At 66.1% G+C, this 18,352-nt stretch carries 19 protein-coding genes; 8 read left to right on the top strand and 11 right to left on the bottom strand.

Annotation, left to right across the window (positions count from 1 at the left end):
• Positions 1-57: 57 nt before the first annotated feature.
• Positions 58-1,476: a zinc-binding metallopeptidase family protein gene (locus V9L21_RS07045; RefSeq protein ID WP_337310375.1), complete on the top strand. Its 1,419-nt coding sequence runs from the start codon at positions 58-60 to the stop codon at positions 1,474-1,476.
• Positions 1,477-1,498: 22 nt separating this feature from the next.
• Here V9L21_RS07045 and V9L21_RS07050 read toward each other — a convergent pair whose 3' ends face one another.
• On the bottom strand, positions 1,499-1,723 hold the full coding sequence (locus V9L21_RS07050; RefSeq protein WP_443304510.1) for a cysteine-rich CWC family protein: 225 nt from the start codon (positions 1,721-1,723) through the stop codon (positions 1,499-1,501).
• A 5-nt stretch (positions 1,724-1,728) separates the two neighbouring features.
• The gene (locus V9L21_RS07055; protein ID WP_337310377.1) at positions 1,729-2,985 is read right to left on the bottom strand and encodes a 6-phosphofructokinase; all 1,257 of its coding nucleotides are present in this window, start codon (positions 2,983-2,985) and stop codon (positions 1,729-1,731) included.
• Between the two features lie 128 nt (positions 2,986-3,113).
• Here V9L21_RS07055 and V9L21_RS07060 point away from each other — a divergent pair, with 128 nt between their 5' ends.
• Positions 3,114-4,268, top strand: a complete 1,155-nt coding sequence (locus tag V9L21_RS07060; RefSeq protein ID WP_337310379.1) for an HNH endonuclease — start codon at positions 3,114-3,116, stop codon at positions 4,266-4,268.
• A gap of 18 nt (positions 4,269-4,286) precedes the next feature.
• On the opposite strand, the gene V9L21_RS07065 is transcribed toward V9L21_RS07060, so the two are convergent.
• The 4 genes from V9L21_RS07065 to V9L21_RS07080 form a co-directional block, all read right to left on the bottom strand.
• Positions 4,287-5,450: an acyl-CoA dehydrogenase family protein gene (locus tag V9L21_RS07065; RefSeq protein ID WP_337310381.1), complete on the bottom strand. Its 1,164-nt coding sequence runs from the start codon at positions 5,448-5,450 to the stop codon at positions 4,287-4,289.
• A 7-nt stretch (positions 5,451-5,457) separates the two neighbouring features.
• The gene (locus V9L21_RS07070; protein ID WP_337310383.1) at positions 5,458-6,264 is read right to left on the bottom strand and encodes an enoyl-CoA hydratase-related protein; all 807 of its coding nucleotides are present in this window, start codon (positions 6,262-6,264) and stop codon (positions 5,458-5,460) included.
• Positions 6,264-7,442, bottom strand: coding sequence for an acetyl-CoA C-acetyltransferase (locus tag V9L21_RS07075; RefSeq protein WP_337310385.1), 1,179 nt, complete (start codon positions 7,440-7,442; stop codon positions 6,264-6,266). Before V9L21_RS07075 ends, V9L21_RS07070 begins: the two co-directional genes overlap by 1 nt.
• A 130-nt stretch (positions 7,443-7,572) precedes the next feature.
• Positions 7,573-7,893 carry a DUF2917 domain-containing protein gene (locus V9L21_RS07080; protein ID WP_337310387.1) on the bottom strand — a complete coding sequence of 107 codons (321 nt, stop codon included), beginning with the start codon at positions 7,891-7,893 and terminating at the stop codon, positions 7,573-7,575.
• An 82-nt stretch (positions 7,894-7,975) separates the two neighbouring features.
• Between V9L21_RS07080 and V9L21_RS07085 the strand changes: the two genes are divergently transcribed.
• Positions 7,976-8,911 (top strand): LysR substrate-binding domain-containing protein, encoded by a 936-nt coding sequence (locus tag V9L21_RS07085; RefSeq protein WP_337310389.1) that lies wholly within the window; start codon positions 7,976-7,978, stop codon positions 8,909-8,911.
• 23 nt (positions 8,912-8,934) lie between these two features.
• Here V9L21_RS07085 and V9L21_RS07090 read toward each other — a convergent pair whose 3' ends face one another.
• Entirely contained in the window at positions 8,935-9,507 is a 573-nt protein-coding gene (locus V9L21_RS07090; RefSeq protein ID WP_443304511.1) for a fasciclin domain-containing protein, read from the bottom strand.
• A gap of 383 nt (positions 9,508-9,890) precedes the next feature.
• Between V9L21_RS07090 and V9L21_RS07095 the strand changes: the two genes are divergently transcribed.
• Both V9L21_RS07095 and V9L21_RS07100 read left to right on the top strand, forming a co-directional pair.
• The gene (locus V9L21_RS07095) at positions 9,891-10,118 is read left to right on the top strand and encodes a hypothetical protein (protein ID WP_337310391.1); all 228 of its coding nucleotides are present in this window, start codon (positions 9,891-9,893) and stop codon (positions 10,116-10,118) included.
• The gene (locus V9L21_RS07100; RefSeq protein ID WP_337310393.1) at positions 10,111-10,893 is read left to right on the top strand and encodes a hypothetical protein; all 783 of its coding nucleotides are present in this window, start codon (positions 10,111-10,113) and stop codon (positions 10,891-10,893) included. The genes V9L21_RS07095 and V9L21_RS07100 overlap by 8 nt, the downstream gene beginning before the upstream one ends.
• On the opposite strand, the gene V9L21_RS07105 is transcribed toward V9L21_RS07100, so the two are convergent.
• The 4 genes from V9L21_RS07105 to V9L21_RS07120 form a co-directional block, all read right to left on the bottom strand.
• Positions 10,894-11,544 (bottom strand): L,D-transpeptidase, encoded by a 651-nt coding sequence (locus V9L21_RS07105; RefSeq protein ID WP_337310395.1) that lies wholly within the window; start codon positions 11,542-11,544, stop codon positions 10,894-10,896.
• Positions 11,545-11,551: 7 nt separating this feature from the next.
• Complete coding sequence (locus tag V9L21_RS07110) at positions 11,552-11,851, bottom strand: proteophosphoglycan ppg4 (RefSeq protein WP_258503699.1); 300 nt, start codon at positions 11,849-11,851, stop codon at positions 11,552-11,554.
• Between the two features lie 124 nt (positions 11,852-11,975).
• Entirely contained in the window at positions 11,976-14,150 is a 2,175-nt protein-coding gene (locus V9L21_RS07115; protein WP_337310397.1) for a malate synthase G, read from the bottom strand.
• Positions 14,151-14,339: 189 nt separating this feature from the next.
• Positions 14,340-15,080 carry an IclR family transcriptional regulator gene (locus tag V9L21_RS07120; protein ID WP_337310399.1) on the bottom strand — a complete coding sequence of 247 codons (741 nt, stop codon included), beginning with the start codon at positions 15,078-15,080 and terminating at the stop codon, positions 14,340-14,342.
• Positions 15,081-15,209: 129 nt separating this feature from the next.
• Here V9L21_RS07120 and V9L21_RS07125 point away from each other — a divergent pair, with 129 nt between their 5' ends.
• Genes V9L21_RS07125 through V9L21_RS07135 form a run of 3 tightly spaced genes read left to right on the top strand, consistent with a single transcriptional unit; the run spans position 15,210 to position 18,324 of the window.
• Entirely contained in the window at positions 15,210-16,157 is a 948-nt protein-coding gene (locus V9L21_RS07125) for a hydroxymethylglutaryl-CoA lyase (RefSeq protein WP_337310401.1), read from the top strand.
• Positions 16,150-17,340, top strand: coding sequence for a CaiB/BaiF CoA transferase family protein (locus V9L21_RS07130; protein ID WP_337310403.1), 1,191 nt, complete (start codon positions 16,150-16,152; stop codon positions 17,338-17,340). Before V9L21_RS07125 ends, V9L21_RS07130 begins: the two co-directional genes overlap by 8 nt.
• A 51-nt stretch (positions 17,341-17,391) precedes the next feature.
• Complete coding sequence (locus V9L21_RS07135; protein WP_337310405.1) at positions 17,392-18,324, top strand: LysR family transcriptional regulator; 933 nt, start codon at positions 17,392-17,394, stop codon at positions 18,322-18,324.
• Positions 18,325-18,352: the final 28 nt, after the last annotated feature.

Here is an 18,352-nt window from a genome sequence, read left to right on the forward strand (position 1 = left end):
CGGCACGCACAATGCACGTGCTGTCCCGCACTGCTTCCGAGAAAACAAAAAAACGACATGGCTCCCCAATCCGATCAACCCGCCGTGCAACCCGGCGACCAAACCGGCAATCAACCCGGCGACCAGGCCGGCGCAGCCGATCAGCAAACCCCGCCCGCGGCGCCCAACCTCGCGGCCGAACTTGCCGCGCCCACCGTCAGCCGCGCCTACCGCTGCCAGTGCGGCCGGCCGGTGTTCCTGCGCAACAGCCAGTGCCTGGCCTGCGGCACGCCGCTCGGGTACGTGATCGATCGGCTCGGCGTGGTGCCGCTCGCGCCTGTCGAAGACGCCGGCGAAACCGATGCGGAAGCGGAGGGCGAGCGCCCCGCGCCCGACACCTTCACCGTGTTCGGCAATCCGGACGGCAAGAGATACCGCCGCTGCGCCAACCTGATGACGGCAGCCAGCTGCAACTGGATGGTGCCGGCGCCGCGCGAGGGCGACGACCCTTCGTTCAACACCGACGGCCTGGCCCCCGGCTACTGCCTGGCGTGCAGCGTCAACCGCACCATTCCAGACCTTTCGGTGGAAAGCAACGGCGAGCTATGGCGCAAGCTGGAGCATGCGAAGCGCCGGCTCATTTCGCAGCTGCTGGCGCTCGGGCTGCCGGTGGTGAGCCGCCACGCCGATCCGGCGCATGGCCTGGCGTTCGACTTTCTGAGCAACATGCCGGGCAGCCCGCATGTGATGACCGGCCACGAGCACGGCGTGATCACCCTCAACGCCGAAGAGGCCGAAGATGCGGTGCGCGAACGCATCCGCGCCGAGATGCGCGAGCCCTACCGAACTTTGCTCGGGCACTTTCGCCATGAGATCGGCCACTACTACTGGGACCTGCTGGTGCAGCCAACGCCGTGGCTCGACGAGTTTCGCGCGCTCTTCGGCGACGAGCGTGCCGACTACACCGCGGCACTCCAGCGGCACTATGAGCAGGGGCCGCCGCTCGACTGGTCGATTCACTTCGTGAGCAGCTACGCGAGCATGCATCCGTGGGAAGACTGGGCCGAAACCTGGGCGCACTACCTGCACATGGCCGACACCACCGACACGGCGATGAGCTTCGGCGTGGACGCCACCAACGTCGAACTCGCAAGCGACCTGTTCACGCTCGAAGACCTGTGGCGGCCGGAGCATCCCGGCGCCGCCAAATTCCTGGACTTTCTGAACGGCTGGGTGCTGCTGACCAATGTGCTGAACGAACTGTCGCGCAGCATGGGCCAGCCTGACTACTACCCGTTCGTGCTGCCCCGCGCCGCCGTGGGCAAGCTGCAGTTCATCCACTGCGTGGTGACCGAGCAGCGCGACCGCGCGTCGTCCACGGCGGCGGCGCCGACTGTGCCGCTGCCTTCGGAACCGCAGCCTGCCGACCCGGCGAACGAACCTGCTGCCGAGCAGTCGCAGGCGCAAAGCCAGCAGCAAAACTCAGCGCAGTTCTAAAAGGCCGGCACGCCCTGGGGGCCTAGGAATCGGCAGGCGCACCCGCAGCGCAGCGCGCGCAGATGCACGCCTTGCCGCGCTTCTCCTCTGGCACCGCCGCCAGCGGCGCGTTGCGAAAATCCGCCGCCATGCACCAGCAGGGCGCCTGCGGCTCGCCGGTTTCGCGCGCAACCTCCATCGCGCAGCGGTTCTGCTCGCCGCAGAGCGGGCAGCGCGTGGCGTCGATCGTGTCCAGTACAGCAGCCATGGTCGTCAGGCGAGCTCGAAGGCCGGCAGCTTCTTCGCCACGGCCACGTTCCGGAGCGTTGCGTACACCGGCAGGCCGTTGCGGTAGGCGGGGTAGTCCTCCCCCTCGATCAACGGCAGCAGATAAAGCCTGCACTTGTCGGTAATGCCGTAGCCGTCGTCCGAAATGAAGTCGCGGGGCATCGGCTTTTCGACATTCGCGACCGCGTCGAGCGGCGCACTGCCGATGCGGTAGGTGTAGGGCGCATCGGAGGTGCGCTCGATGGTCGGCATGACCGCGTTGTGGCCTTCCAGCGCCAGCTCGACCGCACGCTGCCCCAGCTCGTAGGCCTGCCGCACGTCGGTGGCCGAAGCAATGTGCCGCGCCGCGCGCTGCAGGTAGTCGGCTACCGCCCAATGGAACTTGTGGCCCAGCGCATCCTTGACCATTTGCGCCACCACCGGTGCTGCGCCGCCGAGCTGCGCATGGCCGAACGCGTCGCGCGTGCCTTGCTCGGCCGGGAAGGTGCCGTCGGGGTAGTGGCAGCCTTCGGACACCACCACCGAGCAGTAGCCGTGCTGCTTCACCAGTTCGTCGACCCGCGCGATGAAGCGCGCCTTGTCGAACTCGATCTCGGGGAACAGCACCACCACCGGAATGCCGTGGTCCGCAGCAAGCCCGCCCGCCGCCGCAATCCAGCCCGCATGGCGCCCCATCACTTCGAGCACAAACACCTTGGTGGAAGTGGCCGCCATCGAGCGCACGTCAAACGAGGCTTCGAGCGTCGACACCGCCACGTACTTGGCCACCGAGCCGAAGCCCGGGCAGCAGTCGGTCAGCGGCAGGTCGTTGTCGATGGTCTTGGGCACGTGAATGGCCTGCAGCGGGTAGCCGAGCGACTGCGACAGCTGGCTCACCTTGAAGCAGGTGTCGGCCGAATCGCCGCCGCCGTTGTAGAAAAAGTAGCCGATGCCGTGGGCCTTGAACACTTCGATGAGCCGCTCGTACTCGCGCCGGTTCTTCTCGAGCGACTTGAGCTTGTAGCGGCACGAACCGAAGGCGCCCGAAGGCGTGGTGCGCAGCGCCGCAATCGCCTCGGCGGGCTCGGCGCCGGTGTCGATCAGGTCTTCGGTCAGCGCGCCGATGATGCCGTTTCGCCCGGCGTAGAGCTTGCCGATGCGGTCCGGGTGTTTTCGTGCCGTCTCGATCACGCCGCAGGCCGACGCATTGATGACCGAGGTGACGCCGCCCGACTGGGCGTAGAAGGCGTTGAGGATGGGCATGCGGCGATTCTCCCGCAGGCCGGGGCGGCAGCCAACCAGCTTTAAGCGCTCGATGCTCTGACGGCTGAGTAGGCTTGCCAAGAGTAGGGCGCTATCCTCCCCGTCCACTTGTACTAGACAAGGCTAACGTGACCTACTGTATTTATTGCCGCGAAGAGAAGAATGGCAAGTTTTCACTTGAGCATGTGATTCCAAAATCACTAGGAGGCGCATGTGCGAGCGATCTTTATAAGACTCGCCATGTTTGCAACGAGTGCAACAACCGCCTGGGTCTATTCGCAGATGCCGGGTTTGAGAAGCACTTCATGGTATCGCAATGGCTTCATCAAAACGCGATAGCCTTCTTTGATCCGGACAACGTTGAAGGCCTCCCACTCATTTGCATGGGGCCGTCGGACCTCTCGCCACCCGGTATGCCAGATGACCATGTATGTGAGTCATGGTTGGGGCCGCTTGGAGAACAAATCTACTGGATCCGGCCGCAGGATGAGCGCCTATATTGGTTGACCGGGGGCAACCCGCGAACAGCCAAAGAAGTCGAAACGCGAGCGTATTTTTTCTTTTCGAAAAGGTCGGAGAAGAACCCCAAGCTCACATGGCTTTCATTTCGCGATGCGTTCAAGAAGCAGCGAGTGAAAAAAATGCTATGCACTTCGATTCTGGGTGCCGACCCGCAGGATATTGGCTTTGTTCGCCCTGATGACTTAGGAGAACAGCAGATTGAGTACTTCCACCATCATTGCAAAGACGGTGCGACACGGCATATCCGGCAATCAATGTACATTCACTTTGACCTACGATTTTTAGCAAAGATAGCTATCGGAGTGGGCTTTAATCTGTTCGGAAGAAAGGCGCTTGAAACCGAGTACTCGGATCAATTGCACAAGGCGCTTTGGCATCGAAGTGGTGAGCAACTTCCCTCACTCAGAGGTGCAACAGCTTTTTCTCAGGAACGAGATCCGCGATTCACCCGTTTCACTGGGCAAGAGTACGCGGTGACCGTCGCGGTTGTTCCTAGTGCCGCAGGGGTCGTCCTGAATCTAAACATCGGTGCCCACGGCACTTGGACGATCATGTGCGCTTCGTTGGAGGGTCTTTCTACAAAGGATATGGAACTCATTAAAGAGGGGCGTGTGATGGTTCTCTATCGTTGGTTGCAGAAAGGATTTGCGCTCCCAATGCACGAATTCATTGCGCATCGAGCAGGTTCGGTATTGCACTCGGAGTTGGATGAACTAACTCGGCGTGGCGATGCTGGGTTGGAGTACTTTCGATCGCTTTAGCAGAGCCAGGCGCAACAGCTACCTCGCCCCGAGCCCCATCGACCGCGTAATCACTTCCTTCATGATCTCGTTGGTGCCGCCGTAGATGCGCTGCACCCGCGCATCGGCGTACGCCCGAGTGATCGGGTACTCCCACATGAAGCCGTAGCCGCCGTGCAGCTGCACGCACTCGTCCATCACCTTGCACTGCAGGTCGGTGGTCCAGTACTTGGCCATGCTGGCGGTGGCGGTATCGAGCTTTTCGGCCATCAGCAGCTCGATGCATTTGTCGACGAACACCTGCGCCACCTGCACCTCGGTCTGCAGCTCGGCGAGGGTGTAGCGCGTGTTTTGGTAGTTGCCCACGGGCTGGCCGAACACTTTGCGCTCCTTCACGTAGGCCACGGTCTGGTCGATGGCGGCCTGCGACGCGGCCACCGCGCCGATGGCAATCTGCAGCCGTTCCCACGGCAGCTGCTCCATCAGGCAGACGAAGCCGCGGTTCAGTTGCGCCGCATCGCCGAGCAGTGCGTCTGCCGGCAGACGCACGTCGTTGAAGAACAGTTCGGAAGTGTCTTGCGCCTTGAGCCCCAGCTTCTTGAGCCGCTTGCCTTTTTCGAAACCCGGCATGCCGCGCTCGACCAGGAACAGGCTGGTGCCCTTCGCGCCCGCGGCCGGGTCGGTCTTGGCCACCACGATCACCAGGTCGGCATGCCAGCCGTTGGTGATGAAGGTCTTGCTCCCGTTGAGCAGGTAGCTGCCGTCAGGCTGCCGGATGGCGCTGGTCTTGACCGCCTGCAGGTCGCTGCCCGCGCCGGGCTCGCTCATGGCAATGGCGCCAACCATCTCGCCGCTCGCGAGCTTGGGGAGGTAGTGCTGCTTCTGCGCCTCGGTGCCGTAGCGCAGGATGTACGGCGCCACGATCTCGCTGTGCAGCCCGAAGCCGATGCCCGTGAAGCCGCGCGCCCAGAGCTCCTCGAACTGGATCACCGAATAGAGCAGGTCGGCGCCCGAGCCGCCGTATTCCTCGGGCAGCGCCATGCAGAGAAAGCCGTTCTCGCCGGCCTTGGGCCACACGGCACGGTCCACATAGCCCTGTTCTTCCCATGCCTCGTGAAAGGGCGCGATCTCCTTGTCCATGAAGCGGCGGAAGCTGTCGCGAAAAGCTTCGTGGTCGGCGCTGAAAAGCGTGCGTTCGATCATGGCTGCCTCAGCGCCCCGGAAACGTCGGCGGGCGCTTCTGCAGGAAGGCACTCACGCCTTCGCGGAACGTTGGCCGGTCGATCAGCTCGCGCTGGCGTTCGCTTTCGTAGTGCAGTTGTTCGGGCAGCGTGTGGCGCTCAGCGGCCTCGAAGGCTTCGCGCGCCTCCATGACCGCATGGGCCGGCAGGCGGGCGAGTCGCTGCGCAATCGCGCGTGCTTCCTCGAGCAGTTGCTCGTCGTCGGCGCAGGCCCAGATCAGGCCCCACTGCACCGCGCGGCCGGCGCTCAGGCGCTCGTCGAGCAGTGCCATGCCCATGGCGCGCGCCCTGCCGGCGCGCCGCGGAATGGCCCAGGTGCAGCCCAGGTCGGGCACGATGCCGAGCTTGGGCAAGAAGGGCAGGTAGAAGTAGGCGCTGCGCGCCGCAATCGTCACGTCGGCCGCCAGTGCCAATCCGACACCCGCGCCCGCCGCGGCGCCGTTGACCGCGGCCACCACCGGCACGGGCAGCGTGCGCAGCGTTTCGATCAGCGGGTTGCTGAGCGACTGCATCCATTCGGCCGTCTGGTCGCCGAGCGATTTGCCTTCTTCACCGGGCCTCATGGCGCTCAGGTCCGCGCCCACGCAAAAGGCCTTGCCGGCACCGGTCAGGATCACCGCGCGCACTTCGCGGTCGTCGCGAATGCGCTCCAGCGTGTCGCGCAGCTCGATCTGCAGTTCGCGCGCAATCGGGTTCAGCTTGGCCGGCAGGTTCAGCGTGAGCGTGGCAATGCCGTCGGCCAGCTCGTAGAGAACGTAGGGTTGCTGCGCAGTCATCAGAGCCTTTCCACGATGGTGACGTTGGCCATGCCGCCGCCTTCGCACATCGTCTGCAACCCGTAGCGCTTGCCGCGCCGGCCGAGTGCATGGATCAGCGTGGTCATGAGCTTGGTGCCCGAGGCGCCCAGCGGATGGCCAAGCGCAATGGCTCCGCCGTTCACGTTGAGCCGAGCCGGGTCGGCGTCGAGCGCCTGCAGCCAGGCAATGGGCACGGGCGCGAAGGCTTCATTCACTTCGTACAGGTCGATGTCCTGGATGCGCATGCCGGCCTTCTTCAGTGCGCGCTGCGTCGCGGGCAGCGGAGCCTCCAGCATGATCACCGGGTCGTGCCCCATCACGCTCATGTGGTGGATGCGCGCGAGCGGTTTCACGCCCAGTGCCTTCAGGCCGCGTTCGTTCACCACCAGCACGCCGCTCGCGCCGTCGCAGATCTGGCTCGCGGTGGCCGCGGTGCAGCGCCCGCCCTCGGCAATCAGCTTGACGCCCGCGATGCCCTCCAGCGTGGCGTCGAAACGGATGCCTTCGTCCACCGTGTGCTGCTCGCCGGTGCCGGTGCCGTCCGCCAGAAGGATCTCGATAGGCACGATCTCGTCGCCGAAAGCGCCTTCGCGGCTCGCGGCAATCGCGCGCCGATGGCTTTCGAGCGCGTAGCGGTCGAGCTCGTCCTTCTCGATGCCGTAGTTCTTCGCAATCATTTCGGCACCGGTGAACTGGCTGAACTCCACGCCCGGGTAGCGCTGCTTCATTGCGGGGCTCATGTAGGTGCCCAGGCCCGCCTTGGCGGGCAGCGCATTGGGCGTGAACATCGGCACGCGCGTCATGCTTTCGACGCCGCCCGCAATCACCGCGTCCATGCTGCCGGACATCACGGCCTGCGCCGCGAAATGCAGCGCCTGCTGCGACGAGCCGCATTGCCGGTCGACCGAGGTGCCCGGCACCGATTCGGGCAAGCGTGACGCCAGCACCGCATTGCGCGCAACGTTGGTCGCCTGCTCGCCCACCTGGCTCACGCAACCAAGAATCACGTCTTCCACTGCCGCCGGGTCGATGCCGCTCCTGGCGACCAGCGCGTCGATCACCTGCGCCGCCAGGTCGGCCGGATGCCAGCCCGCGAGCTTGCCGCCGCGCCGCCCGCCGGCGGTGCGCGCCGCGGCCACGATGTATGCCTCTGCCATGGTCATGTCCTTCCTCAAAAGAAAACAGCGTGAATCGGGCGCCCAAAGCAAAAAAGCCGCCCGTCACAACGGCGGCGTTCAATGCTTGGAAAGTCCATGGCATCGAGATTCGATGCCGGGGGCGCTCAGGTCAAGCCGGGGACAACCCGAGAGAAGGCAGTCGCCAAGGCGACCGGTGGCCGGACCGCGCGGCCAGCGGCATGGCGGCCGGCTGAGCGTCCGAGACGGTGATGCACGAAGACTCCAGCGCCGAGACCAGCACGCGGCGGTGGTCGGTGCCTTCGAACCGCTCGCCCGGCGCAAGCACGATGTCGCGCGGATCGTGGTCGAGCGTCACCCAGACCGAGCCGCTGCGGCATTCGATGCCCACCCCGGCGCCGTCGGGAACCGCAAAGATGGAACGGACCGGCAGGCTGACATGAAAGCGCGAAGAAAGGTGTGGGGTGCTCATGGCAAGCTCCATTGCATTCGTGATACGAATGAATATAGTGAGTTGGCCTCTCTCTTACACACGGTAATTTGGAACTCGTTGCATGCCCTCAGAGAATGCGAAGACCCTTGGCGCCGTGGGCGGCGAGCTCCCGCCGCTGGAGCTGCTGCGCAGTTTCGAGGCCGCGGCGCGCCGGCTGAGCTTCACGCTCGCGGCCGGCGAGCTGCACCTCACGCAGTCGGCCGTCAGCCGCCAGATCCAGCAGCTCGAAGCCAGCCTGGGCGTGCTGCTGTTCGAGCGCCGTCATCGCTCACTGGCCCTCACCGAGGCGGGCAGCGTCATGCAGCGGGCCGTGACCGACAGCCTGGAGCGCCTGCGCGACGCCACGGCGCGGCTGCGTGCGACCTCCGCGCCGCGGCAGGTGGCCATCACCAGCACGCCGGGCTTCGCATCGTTCTGGCTCATTCCAAGGCTGGCACGCTTCACCGGCAGCCATCCGCAGGTCGACGTTCGCGTGTCGGCCACGCTCGAGGTGCTCGACCTGGAGAGCAGCCGCATCGACCTGGCGGTGCGCTTCGTGCCGATCGGCCGCGGCGTCGGAACGGCGCTGTTCGAGGAATCGGTGATCCCGCTGTGTTCGCCGCAACTCGCCGCGTCGCTGCGCGAGCCGTCCGATTTTTCGAAGCTCACCTTGCTGACCGTGGATTACCCCGACCACGGCGAGGCTCCCACCGTCGATTGGGAGCCTTGGCTTCGGGTGATGGGGCTCGAGCACCTGCGCATGAAGAGCACGCTGCGCTTTACCCTGTACACCGATGCCGTGGCCGCCGCGGTGGCAGGCCAGGGCGTGGTGATCGGCCGCCTGCCGCTGCTGCGCGACCTGGTGCAGACGGGCCGGCTCGTCGCGCCGCTCGGCGAAGGCGTGGCCTCGCACCGCGGCTACTTCGTCGAAACATCGAGGCGCGCCGCGGGCAACCCCGACGCGCTGGAGTTTGCGCAGTGGCTGCGCGAAGAAGCCGAGGCGGCGCAGCGAGGCTGACCGGGCCGCCGGGGGCCGGGGGATCAGCCCGGCAGCAGCACCTTGTCGACCACGTGGATCACGCCGTTCGACTGGTAGACGTTGGCAATGGTCACCGTCGCCGTGCCGCCGGTGGCGTCGCTCACCCTCACGTTGCTGCCGCTCATGGTGGCGGTCAGCGTGCCGCCGCTCGCGGTCTTCAGCGTGGCCTTGCCGCCGCCCGCCTTGATGGCGCTCATGAGCGCGGCGCCGTCCATCTTGCCGGGCACCACGTGATAGGTCAGCACCTTGGTGAGCGTGGGCTTGTTCTCCGCCTTGAGCAGCGTGTCGACCGTGCCGGCCGGCAGTGCCGAGAAGGCTGCGTTCGTCGGTGCGAACACGGTGAAGGGGCCGGGGCTCTTGAGCGTGCCCACCAGGTCAGCGGCTTTCACCGCGGCCACCAGCGTGGTGTGGTCCTTCGAATTCACCGCGTTGTCCACGATGTCCTTCGTCGGGAACATCGCGGCACCGCCCACCATCGGGTTGGAAGCGGTGGCGCCGCTGCCGCTCATGCCCATGCCGCCCGCGCAAGCGCCGAGCAGGACCGAAACGCCGATTGCGATCACGAGTTTTTTCATTGAGGACTCCTGGTAAGAATGTTCTTGAAGACAGCTGTGGAAACCGCCGGCAGCTCGGAGGCGCGGTGCGCTCGAGACCTATACGAGGCGGGGGCGCATTTGGATTCGCGTGGGCTTTGCGCCACATCGGCGTGCGCGGCACTTGCGCGCGGCACGCGTGCTCGCCAGAATCCGCCTTCCTTTTTCGGCAACAGTTTTTTATTCGCGCCCGGCGACGACCAACCTCCCGGGCGGCAACTCACTCAATGAACCGTTTCCTGAACACCTGACCCGCACACCGACCGCCCCGGCCGGACGTGCATCCATGCATCCGCCGAGGCCCATCGACAAAGGCCCCGCGCAGCCATTCGCCGGGGCCTTTTTGTTTTTTGGAGTGTGCGCACATGAGTGCTCAACGAAAGGCCCGCGACGACGACAAGCGTCTGGGCCGGTTCTATTTTTCGGTGCCGAGCGCGGCACCTCGCAATCCCGTGGTGGCCGCGATGGCGCGCCGCGAATCCAGCCAGGGCGCGGGGCGCCACTTGCGCACGCACCGTGCCGAGCGCCGCGCGCAGAAGGTTGCATTGCAGAAGGCTGCGCGCAGCTTCGCGGGGAGGACCGACGATGCGTGACGACATGGACAAGGTCATCGTCGAGAGGCCACGCCGCGGTGGTAGCTGGCAGGGCGACGGGCGTGCCTGGCGCAACAGCAAGGAGGCGGGTTCGCGCCTGGGCATGAAGCGCGGTTACCACCGCACGAAGGGGCTCAACGAAAACCTTGCGCCGCTGAAGCGCTGGCTCCACAAGCAGGTGCATCGGCCGTGGAACAAGGTTTACGCAGAGCTGTGCAGCGGCATCGACCGCCGCAGCACGGTGCAGGCGCACATCTTCGAGCACATCGACGACTTCGTAGCGCGCAACGCCGAGCTGCGCGACGGCCAGGTGTGGGTGCCCGCCGAACGGTGGCGCAGCCACCTTCGCGCACCGTTGAGCGAAGCCGCGCATGTGGAGCTCTTCGTGCATCCGGTGACTGGCATCCTGTTGCCCAACCGGCGCTTGCATGAGGCGCGCGAGGCCAGGAAGGAGGCATACCGCACGTCAAGTAGCAAACCGCCGGCGCGTGCGCCGCACGTTTTTCACGTGATCGACGAAGTCACTCAATGGCACCGCATCCAGGGCTGCTGGTTCGAAGTCATCATTGCGCCGATGCCCGAGCTGAGGCGAACGATGCTGGACGTGACGTATTACGACGTGCTGCGCCGCTGCCCGGTCACGCGCCGCGGCGGTTGTGAGAAGCCGGCCTTCGGTTCACCCGATCATCGGGAGATGTACGGGCGGGACCACGTGTATGCCGCGTCGATGCGCAGGCTCAGCCAGCAAGAGGTGCGGGAACGCTTCGGCGATTGATCAGCGCGCCTGGGCGGTCGGGGTTTCAAACAGCGTGCTTGCCGGTCTCGTTTCCGGCAGCACGTAGATCACGGCCTTTGCAGTGCCGAACGACGGCTTCACATGCGCGTCGTAAAAGGCTGCCGGCACGTTGATGCAGCCGTAGGAGATGCGGTTGTCCGCCGCAGTTGGCGTGGCCAGGCGTTCGAGCCGGCGCTCGGCCTTGTTGGTTGCGCGCACGCGGTGCATCGACACGGCCGCGTCGTAGTCGACCCAGACGATGTCCTCGCCTGAAAGATTGCGGCCCGGCTCGCTGACGAAGCGGCCCGCGGGCGTGGTGCGCTCGTCGTCGCGGATGTCGGCCATCTGGCGCTCGCCGATGCCGGGCACCGAGTGGTCGCCCTTCGCAAGGCCGAGCAGGATGGGCGAGGACGCCCGCCGCTTGCCGTCCGCATCGAAGATGTGGACCGCGGCGGCTTTCTTGTCGACGATGGCGAAGGGCGTGCCCTGGTTGTCGCCGGTCGTGCGCACCCAGCCGGCCACGGTTTCGGTGTCGCGCGAAACCGCCGGCGACGAATGCGCCGGCGGTGCCGCGATCAGCAGCGAAGCGAGCGCAGCTACGGCGATGCCGGAAGCGAAGCTGCGCCCGCGGCGCTCAGAGCCGACCCGCATCGCGCGATCAGTTGCGGTCGGCACGTGCGACGCGCATCGAACCGCTCTGGTTCGACATGTCCTGGCTGGTGCTGGGCGACGTGGTCGCCTGGTTCGTCGTGGTGCTGCCGGTCGAGCCCGACATCGTGCCTTGGTTGGTGGCCGGCGTGCCGGTGGTGCCCATCGGGGTGTTCTGCTGCGTCTGCTGGCCGGCGCCAGTGGCCGGATTCGGCGAGCTGGTCGTCGGCGGATTGCCCTGTGCAATGGCGAAACCTGCGGCGCTGGTAAGGGCGATGGCGGCCATGGTCATCTTGATCGAACGGGTCATGTGTATCTCCTTGGATGGAATGAGTGAATCGATCGCTCGATGGAGCAACCGATGCTCAAGCTAGCCTTGGTACACGCCCGCGCGGTCGGTGGGCCGCGCGGTCAGCTGTAGGACGATGGGTGTCTCAGGCGCCCGCCTTCACCTTCAGCCGCCACGCATGCAGCAGCGGCTCGGTGTAGCCGCTCGGCTGCTCGATACCCTTGAACACCAAGTCTTGCGCAGCCTTGTAGGCGGCCGAGGTCTCGAAGTTGCCGGCCATCGGCTGGTAGATCGGGTCGCCCGCATTCTGTTCGTCGACCACCTTGGCCATGCGCTGGAAGGCCTCGTCGACCTGCGCCTCGGTCACCACGCCGTGCAACAGCCAGTTGGCGATGTGCTGGCTCGAGATGCGCAGCGTGGCACGGTCTTCCATCAGGCCCACGTTGTGGATGTCGGGCACCTTGGAGCAGCCCACGCCCTGGTCGATCCAGCGCACCACGTAGCCGAGGATGCCCTGCACGTTGTTGTCGATTTCCTGCTGCTTCTCGGCGTCGGTCCACTTGGCTTCGGGCGCGATGGGCACTTGCAGCAGCGCGTTCAGGATGTTGTCGCGTTCGGCGTCGGCATCGATCTTTTCGAGTTCTTGCTGCACGGCGGTGACGCTCACCTGGTGGTAGTGCAGCGCGTGCAGCGTGGCGGCGGTGGGCGAGGGCACCCAGGCGGTGTTGGCGCCGGCCTTGGGGTGCGCAATTTTCTGCTCGAGCATGGCGGCCATGAGGTCGGGCATGGCCCACATGCCCTTGCCGATCTGCGCCTTGCCGCGCAGGCCGCACGAGAGGCCGACCAGCACGTTGTTCTTTTCGTACGCGCCGATCCACGCGCTCGACTTCATGTCGCCCTTGCGGATCATCGGGCCGCCGTGCATGGCGGTGTGCATCTCGTCGCCGGTACGGTCGAGGAAGCCGGTGTTGATGAAGGCCACGCGCGCGGCGGCTTCGGCAATGCAGGCCTTGAGGTTGACGCTGGTGCGGCGCTCCTCGTCCATGATGCCGAGCTTCACGGTGTTGGCGGGCAGGCCGAGCAGCTGCTCGACGCGACCGAACAGTTCGCTGGCAAAGGCCACTTCGGCCGGGCCGTGCATCTTGGGCTTGACGATGTAGATGCTGCCGGTGCGCGAGTTGCCCTTGCGCTTCAGGTCGATCATGGCGATGGTGGTGGTGACCACGGCATCGAGAATGCCTTCGGGGATTTCCTTGCCGTCCGCGTACAGCACGGCCGGGTTGGTCATCAGGTGGCCCACGTTGCGCAGGAACATGAGCGAGCGGCCGTGCAGCTTCAAGGGCGTGCCGTCGGCACCGGTGTATTCGCGGTCGGGGTTGAGGCCGCGCGTGAAGGTCTTGCCGCCCTTGGCCACTTCTTCGGTGAGCGTGCCCTGCACGATGCCGAGCCAGTTTGCATAGGCAAGCACCTTGTCGGCGGCATCGACCACGGCCACCGAGTCTTCGAGGTCGAGAATGGTCGAGAGCGCGGCCTCGAGCACCAGGTCGCTCACGCCGGCCGGATCGGTCTTGCCGATGGGCGTGCTGCGGTCGATGCGAATGTCCAGGTGAATGCCGTTGTGCTTGAGCAGCACCGAAGACGGCGAGGCCGCATCGCCCTGGTAGCCCACGAAGGCGGCGGGGTCGCGCAGCGTCGTGCTGCTGCTTTGCAGCGCAATGTGCAGCTGGCCGTCTTTCACGCTGTAGCCGGTCGCCATCTTGTGCGAACCGTTTTCGAGCGGCGCGGCCTGGTCGAGCACGTTGCGTGCAAATTCGATGACCTTGGCGCCGCGCACGGGGTTGTAGCCCTTGCCCTTTTCGGCGCCACCGGTTTCGGGAATGGCATCGGTGCCGTAGAGCGCGTCGTACAGCGAGCCCCAGCGCGCGTTGGCGGCGTTGAGCGCGTAGCGCGCGTTCAGGATGGGCACCACCAGCTGCGGGCCGGCCTGCAGCGCGAGTTCGGAGTCGACATTGGCCGTGGTGGCCTTCGCGCCCTTGGGCTGCGGCAGCAGGTAGCCGATTTTTTCGAGGAATGCGCGGTACGCCGGCATGTCGGCAATCGGACCGGGGTTCTTCTTGTGCCAGGCGTCGAGTTCGGTCTGCAGGCGGTCGCGCTCGGCCAGAAGCGCAATGTTCTTCGGCGCGAGGTCGCTCACGATGGCGTCGAAGCCCTTCCAGAAAACATCGCTGGCCACACCGCTGGCGGGCAAGACCTTCTCTTCGATGAAGCGGTGCAACTCGGTCGCGACCTGGAGTCCGTGGGCGGTGGTGCGGGCAGTCATGTTTTTCTCCTGGAGAACGATTCAATGTGGGTGGAACAGGGGGCGATGTCTGTCAGAACAGCGCTGCGCCGTGGTTCCATGCAAGGACTTTATTCGATACTTTGCTGGCCTGTAAGAGCCGAAAGCGTGATTTATCAGTGACAAAAATAGGGGTAATGGCAAGCCCTCGACGCTCGCTCCGTCGCGTTTTCAGCTCATTCCGCTGAGCTGACGGGCCGCGTCGCGCACCGGCTCTATATGGCGCGCGTCGTAGCGGTGCGCGGGCATGGTCAGCGTTACCGCTGCGGCCAGGCGGCCATCGGCGTGGAACACGGGCGCCGAAATGCCCGCCAGCTCGGCCGTGCGGTCGCCCACCAGCGCGCAGTAGCCCTGCGCGCGAATGGCGTCGTACAGCTTCCGTTCCTTGGGGCTGCGCGGCTGTTCGGCTTCGGGGCCGAAGGCGATCAGCACGCGCGCCCCGGCACCCCGGTCGTTGGGCAGCAAGTCGCCCGCGCGCACGTGGTCGCGCACCACATGCGACGAATCGACGCGGAATTGGCACAGCCGCACCCAGCTGTCGCCCTGGTCTTGGCGCACGTGGTACGCCGCGCTTTCTCCAGTGGCCGCGGCCAGCGCGCGCAGCACCGGCAGCACGATGCGGTCGAGCGAGAGCGACGCCGAATAGAGGCCGTGCAGGCGCGCGATCTCGGCGCCGAGCGCATAGCGCCCGTCGTCTTGCCGGCGAATCAGCCGAGCATGTTCGAGCGAAGCCAACAGGCGCAGCACCGTGCTCTTGTAAAGCTGCGTGCGCTCTGCAAATTGCGCGAGCGACAGCGCCTCGTCGCCGGGCTGGAAAGCCGAGAGCAGGCTCAGCGCGCGGTCGACCGCCGCGGCGCCGCCGGGGGCGGCATTGAGGTCTGAAACCGATTCGGTCTGGGCTTTGCGGGGCATGGCGTTGGCTTGACAGTAAAAGTCGTTTGGCGGTTTAATTCTGTTTAATGGAATTTAGTTCTGCTAGATAGAACTGTCAAGCGAGTGCCGCCAAGTGGCCAGCCAATCGCTCCAAGGAGACAAGAGTCGATGACACCCCCCGATGTTGTGATCAGCGAGGTCGGCCCGCGCGACGGCCTGCAATCGGTCAAGGCCACCATGCCCACGGCCGACAAGCTGCGCTGGATCGACGCGCTCTACGCCGCCGGCGTGCGCGAGATCGAGGTGGCCTCCTTTGTGCCCGCCAGGCTGCTGCCGCAGATGGCCGATGCGGCGGAAGTGGTGCGCCATGCCGCCACGCTGCCCGGCCTGGTGGTGATGGCGCTGGTGCCCAACCGCAAGGGTGCGCAGGCCGCGCTGGAAGCGGGGGCGCACAAGCTCACCATGCCCGTGTCCGCCAGCGTGGCGCACTCGCTGGCCAACGTGCGCAAGACGCCAGCCGAAATGGTCGATGAAGTGCGCGCCATTTCCGAGTTGCGCCGCGAAACGGCACCGGGGGTGCTGCTCGAAGTCGGCATTTCCACCGCCTTCGGCTGCACGCTGCAGGGGCTGGTGCCCGAAGACGACGTGATCCGCCTGGCCGCGCAATGCATTGAGGCGGGCGCGGAAGAAGCCGGCCTCTCGGACACCGTGGGCTATGCCAACCCGGCGCAGGTGCGCCGGCTCTTCAAGCGGCTGCGCGCCGAACTCGGCCAACACGCCGGCGCGGCCCACATGCACAACACGCGCGGCCTCGGCATCGCAAACTGCCTCGCGGCGTGGGACGAGGGCGTGCGCACGTTCGACGCCTCGCTTGGCGGACTTGGCGGCTGCCCTTATGCGCCGGGCGCCTCCGGCAACGCAGTCACCGAAGACCTCGTCTTCATGTTCGAGGCCATGGGCGTGCGCACCGGCATCGATATCGAAAAACTCATTGCGGCGCGCGCGCCGCTCATGGCCGGCCTGCCGGGCGAGCCGGTCTACGGCATGACGCCCGAAGCCGGCCTGCCCAAGGGCTTTGTCCAAGGCCCTGTCCTGGAAACCAACCCACATGCCTGAATCCAATCCGCTTCCCTATGCCGGCGTCCGCGTCGTCGAGTTCACTCACATGGTGATGGGCCCGACCTGCGGCCTGCTGCTGGCCGACCTCGGCGCGGAGGTCATCAAGGTCGAGCCCATCGAGGGCGACAGCACCCGCCGACTGCTCGGCTCGGGCTCGGGCTTCTTTCCCACGTTCAACCGCAACAAGAAGAGCATCGCGCTCGATCTCAAGACGCCCGAAGGCGTGGAGGCCGCGCTGCGCCTCGTTGCCACGGCCGACATCGTGAGCGAGAACTTCAAGCCCGGCACCATGAAGAAGCTGGGGCTGGACTACGACAGCCTGAAGCAGCTCAACCCGCGCCTCATTTATGTGAGCCACAAAGGCTTCCTGCCCGGTCCGTACGACCACCGCACCGCGCTCGACGAGGTGGTGCAGATGATGGGCGGCCTGGCCTACATGACGGGCCGCGCCGGCGACCCGCTGCGCGCGGGCACCAGCGTGAACGACATCATGGGCGGCATGTTCGGCGCCATTGGCGCCATGGCCGCGCTGCGCCAGCGCGATCTCACCGGCAGGGGCTGCGAGGTGCAGTCCGCACTGTTCGAGAACAACGTGTTCCTGGTCGCGCAGCACATGATGCAGTTCGCCGCCACCGGCAAGGCGGCCGACCCGATGCCCAGCCGCATCTCGGCCTGGGCGGTGTACGACGTGTTCACGGTGAAGGACGGCGAGCAGATATTCCTCGCGGCCGTGAGCGACAAGCAGTGGGCAATCTTCTGCAAGGCCTTCGGGCTGGAAGAAATGCTGGCCGACCCGCGCCTGAAGACCAACAACGACCGCGTGCTGGCGCGCGAGTGGATGATGCCGATCCTGCGCTCGCACCTGGCCGGCTACAGCGCCGCCGAACTCAGCGCGGTGTTCGAGCAGAACGAGCTGCCCTTTGCGCCCATCACCAAGCCGCAGGAGCTGTTCGACGACCCGCACCTGAACGCCACCGGCGGCCTCGCGCCGGTGCGCATGAACGACGGCCACATGGCCAAGGTGCCGCTCATGCCCTTTACGCTCGATGGCGAGCGGCCGGGCATCCGCCTGCAGCCGCCGCACATCGGCGAGCACACCGCCGAGCTGCTGAAGGAGGTGGGCTACAGCGACGAAGAGATCGCCGCCTTCGAGGCCCGCCGTGCCGGCGCTGCCGGTTGAACCCAAGGCAAGGCTCGGGACAGAAAACCCGGGCGATATAGTTCGGGCGCCATGGACCGCCTGAAGCAACTCGAATCCTTCGTCTCGGTGGCGACCCGCGGCGGCCTCACGGCCGCTGCAAAGGCCGAGGGCGTGGCGCCCGCGATCATGGGGCGGCGCCTCGACGCGCTGGAGGCCAGGCTGGGCGTGAAGCTTTTGGTGCGCACCACGCGGCGCATCACGCTCACGCACGAAGGCAGCGCCTTTCTCGAGGACTGCCAGCGCCTGCTCACGGAATTCGCCAATGCCGAGGCCAGCGTGAGCGCCGGCGGCATCAAGGCCAGCGGGCACTTGCGCGTCACGGCGCCGGCCGGCTTCGGCCGCCGCCATGTGGCACCGCTGGTGCCGCGCTTCCATGCCATGCACCCGGAAGTCACGATCTCGCTCAACCTGAGCGACCGCGTGGTCGACGTGCGCGGCGAGAGCTTCGATTGCGCGGTGCGCGTGGGCGACATGCCCGATTCGTCGCTGGTGAGCGTGCGGCTGGCCGACAACCGGCGCCGCTGCGTCGCCACGCCCGAATTCGTGCGCCGCCACGGCATGCCCAGGCACCCGAGCGAGCTGTCGCGCTTTGCCTGCCTCACGCTGTCGAGCGATGCCTCGCAAACGCGCGGCTGGGCATTCCGCCTGCCGGCCGAAGAGGGTGAGGGCGGCGAAGAACTGATCTACCTGCGGCCCGAGGGCCCGCTCGATTGTTCCGACGGGCAGGTGCTGCACGACTGGTGCCTGGCCGGCCACGGCATTGCCTGGCGCAGCACCTGGGAGGTAGAGGCCGAAATCGACGCGGGTTTGCTGGTGCCGCTGCTCGACGAATTCGCCGCGCCGCCCAACGGCATCTACGCCGTGTTCACGGGCACCAAGCACCTGCCGCTGCGGGTGCGGCTGTGGCTTGATTTCCTCAAGGAGCAATACGGACGCCCCGAATTCTGGGGCGGGAGAGGGTAAAGCCGCCCGAGCGGCGGCACAATGCGCA

It is taken from the genome of Variovorax sp. CCNWLW235 (genome assembly GCF_037204085.1).
Classification (GTDB): Bacteria; Pseudomonadota; Gammaproteobacteria; order Burkholderiales; family Burkholderiaceae_C; genus Variovorax.